Below are 3,749 nucleotides of genomic sequence, written 5' to 3' on the forward strand. Positions count from 1 at the left end.
CATCAACGTCGTGCTGGTGGACGGTTCCGACCCACACGTGAAGGCCGAGCTGTGCGGCAGCATCGACCTGTTCTTCGACGAGATCCGCAAGTGCGTGACGCTGGAGTACGGCAGCCCGTCGCCCAAGGACAAGGTGCCCGAGCCCGAGCACCCGCTGGATGGCCACGGGCATTCGCTGGTGGACGACCAATACCACCGCCTGGCGCCGCTGGCCACCAGGCCCGAGGATGCGACGCCCGAGAGTGCGGTGTGGCCCGACAGCATCCCGCTGCTGGCCTTCAGCACCGCGCCCAAGCTGTCGTTCGCCTCGGCGCAATTCCCCGATGCCGGCGGCTACCCCGAGGGCTTGCGTGCCAAGCCCCTCGGCAGCGATCTGCTCAGCTACGACTGGGAGCTGCTGGACGTGGCGCTGATCGACGCCACCGAGGCCGACGTGGTGGTCGCCGGGCCTTTCAGCAGTGCCTGGCACGGAGGCAAGCATGGCGATGCCGGCGGCCAGCCGCAGCCGGCCGAGCTGCTATTGCTGACGCCCTTTCGCGACCCGTGGATGCATGCGGTGGGCGACGCGGGCGCAGGCGTGGCGGGAAAGCCGCTGCAGGAGCTCGCCGACGTCTGTCATCTGCGGGCGGATGCACATTTCGGCTGGGCGCTGGGCGGCTCGGCCGCGCGCGAAGGCAGTGGTTTCCGGTTGCCGCCCGACCCGCACAGCGCCGACCCGCTGCAAAGCCAGGTGCGGGCGCGCGTGGAGCTTTTGCTGACGCAGCCCGCGCTAGCCCCCGTCGTGCTCGACAAGACCGCGGCGAACCTGCTGCCCCTGCACATGGGCTACACCGGCCCGCGCGTGTGGCCGTTCGCGCCGCAGTCGCTGGACGGGCGGCAGTTCAACGCCTGGCTCGACCCCGGCGCCGTGCAGTTCACGCCGCGCATCGACTTCGCCTTCCAGCGCGTGCAGCCGCGGCACGACCTGCGCATCGTGCCCGACGAGGCGCTGACGCAGCCGCGCCTGTGGCTGGTGGTGCGCGCCACCGACTGGCAGGCCAATGCCGCCGGGGCGCGGCCCTTTGTCGTCGTCGACGACCTGGCGCGCCGCTGGGCACCCGATCTGCAAGCGGATCTGGGCGACGGCTGGCTGGCCGTGCGCTGGCTGCCGCCCGCCGACGGCGCCGTCAAGCTCATCGAGGCGAGCTGCGTCGCAGGGACGCGGCTGGGCTTGCTGGCGCTGGGCGGCATCACGCTGTCGGCCGCCGCCGCCGCTGCGGCGCGCAATGCCGCCACGGCTGCCGAAGCGGCCAAGCAGAAGAAGGCTGCCGACGACGGACCGCCCAAGGCCGACGCAAAGCCATCGAAAACGCGCCGCGCCGTGCTCGACCCCGGGCGGCTGTACCGCATCGATGTGAGCATGCGCTGGTCCGGCACGCTGTACGAGGTGGATGACAAGGGCCAAAAGCAGGTGCTGGCGACGCGACCCGCCGATGTCACGACCGAAAGCGTGCGCAGCTACTGGTTTCGCACCGCGCCGCTGCTCGGGGCGGGCGGCAAGCCGGCACCCAGCACGCATGCCTATCTCGACTTGATCCACCGCAAGCGCGATTTCTTTGACCCGGCCATGCTCCAGCGCTACCTGCTGGGCTATGAGCCCGCGCAGAGCGAACTGCACCGGTTTGCCCACGACCCCGTGCGCATGCGCTTCGCACCGGGCCACGTGGCGCTGCTGGCCGCGGCCTACAAGTACGAGCTGCTGTGCGGCCTGCGCCGGCTCGACCAGCCCGAGGAGGTGGAGCCCGACCAGTTGCTCGTGCCCAAGCTCGCCTGGGTCACCAGCACCACACAACTGGCCGGCAGCGCCGCCGTCATCGCCAATGCCTATCTCGCCTCGACCTGCGGCCTGGCGCCCAACGTGGCCGAGCTGCGTGTGGACGTGACGCTCACGCGCGACACCTGGTACGAGGTGTTCGCGCTGGCCAAGTCAAAGCGGGAAGGCGTGGCGGACGGGCGGCTGCCCGGCGTGAGCTTTCGCACCTCGCGCTGGGCCACCGGCACCGAGATGCTGGCGGGCCTGCACTTCCCGATCAGCGGCCTGGCTGGTCACCCGCAGGGCGACGTGGCGCTGCAGCCCGGCACGGTGCTGGCCGCGCAGGTCAGCAAGGGGGATGACGCCGCCTTCGATGCCTTCCTCGACAGCCTCGGGATGGACGGATGGCCCGCCGCCGCCGAGCCGCGCATCAGCCTGCTGTGGCTGCCGCCGGTGGCCGCGGGAACACCTTGGCTGTGCGCCGGCGCGCTGATCGAATCGCCCGAGCCGGTGCACCGAGACGGCCGTTTCGATGTGACCGACCTGCAGCTCGTGAGCGGCGCCAACAGCGCCAACTTCAACGTGCGGCTGCGCGACCGCAGCGGCTCGCGGCTGCTGTTCGCCGCGTCCGTGCCCTTCGTGCCGCGGCGCACGCGGCGCGGCATCGGCTTCGCGTGGGTCATGCCCAGGCTGCGCCTGCATTGCACCGACCAGCCCATCGGCCTGCCACCCAAGCCGTTGCAGGGGCTGCTTGAAGTTCCGCTGCAGCCCAGTTTTGCCCAGGAGGCCGCATGAACAGCTGGCTCGTTGACCCTCGCTATTTCTCGGCCCACGCGGCGGCGGCCGGCATCGTCGCCCCCGACCCCGACCTGCCCAAGGGCACGCATCTGCGCCTGTTCCCGTCGGCGGCGCTCGGCTTTCCACTGGCGCCCTTTCTGGTGTGGCCGGTCGAGGCGTCCGCGACCGATGCGCCGGCCATGGACTGGTTCGCCCGCGACGGCCGGCTGCTGCCCGCGCTGAACCTCGACGCCGGGGGCGGCCAGCTCATCGGCCGCCGCCAGCTCGAGGCGCCCAGCGACGCCCGCGTGGCCGGCATCGAGGCGCGCTTCCAGGGCAGCGGCGAGCTGGCCCTGCTGGGCCGCAGCGGCGACCGTGTCGTGGCGGCTCGGTCTTCGCCGCGCTGGCTGGTGGCCGCGCCGCAGATCACCGGCCTGCGCCTGCGCGGCCGCGGTCGGGTCACGCTGCAGGGCTGGGGGATCTCGGCCGGGCGGGCGATCGAGGCACTGCTCGGCCAGCAGCCCTTCGCCAGCCTGTCGCTGCCCATCGAGGGCGACCAGCCCTGGTATGCCGGCGGCGAAGGCACCGCGGTTGCGCTGCAGCGCGCCGAGCGTGCGGCGCCTGAGCGCTGGACCCGCCCCGACCGCCCCGACGGCCCCTTCGATGCGCTGCCGCCTTCTGCCGAACGCGCGCGCGTGGCCGCCTTGCAGGCCGACCTGGACGACGACACCCAACGCCTGGTGGGCGACGCGGAGAAGCCGCCGTCGCTGGTGCAGCGCACCCATCTCTGGGAGGCTGCGGTGGCCCTCAACGGCAAGCGCCGGCCGTGGCAACGCGCCACCGAATGGGTGCAGGGCAGCCTGCTGATGAAGGCGCTGGACCCTGGCGCGGGCCGCTACCTGGGCACCGCCACGCTGCTGGACAACCTGCTCGTGCCTGACAACCCATTCCAACCGCCTGGCGCACGCGGCTGGCTGGCGGCGGGCCTGTTTGCCGTCGGCCCGGCCATGCGCTTCGAGCTGCCTGACGCCGACGCGACGGAACTGGGCCTGATCGAGCGGCTGATGCAACTGCAACCTGGGCTGCGCGGCCCGGCCGAACTGGCCGTGCAGCGCCATGGGCTGACGCTGCGTGCCTTCGTGGCCACCGCCTTGGCCGCGCCGCCGCCCGACCTGCCAGC

2 protein-coding genes are annotated in these 3,749 nt (G+C 72.3%); both read left to right on the top strand.

The genetic code is table 11. The features are described 5' to 3' along the window. Window positions 1-2,587, top strand: a 2,587-nt coding sequence (locus tag AC1DU6_RS23205) for a hypothetical protein (protein WP_477859916.1), incomplete at its 5' end; no start/stop codon positions are given. Beyond that, a partial coding sequence (locus tag AC1DU6_RS23210) for a hypothetical protein (protein ID WP_477859918.1) occupies window positions 2,584-3,749 on the top strand: 1,166 nt, incomplete at its 3' end. The genes AC1DU6_RS23205 and AC1DU6_RS23210, both read left to right, overlap by 4 nt.

Source organism: Roseateles sp. P5_B10 (assembly GCF_056400485.1).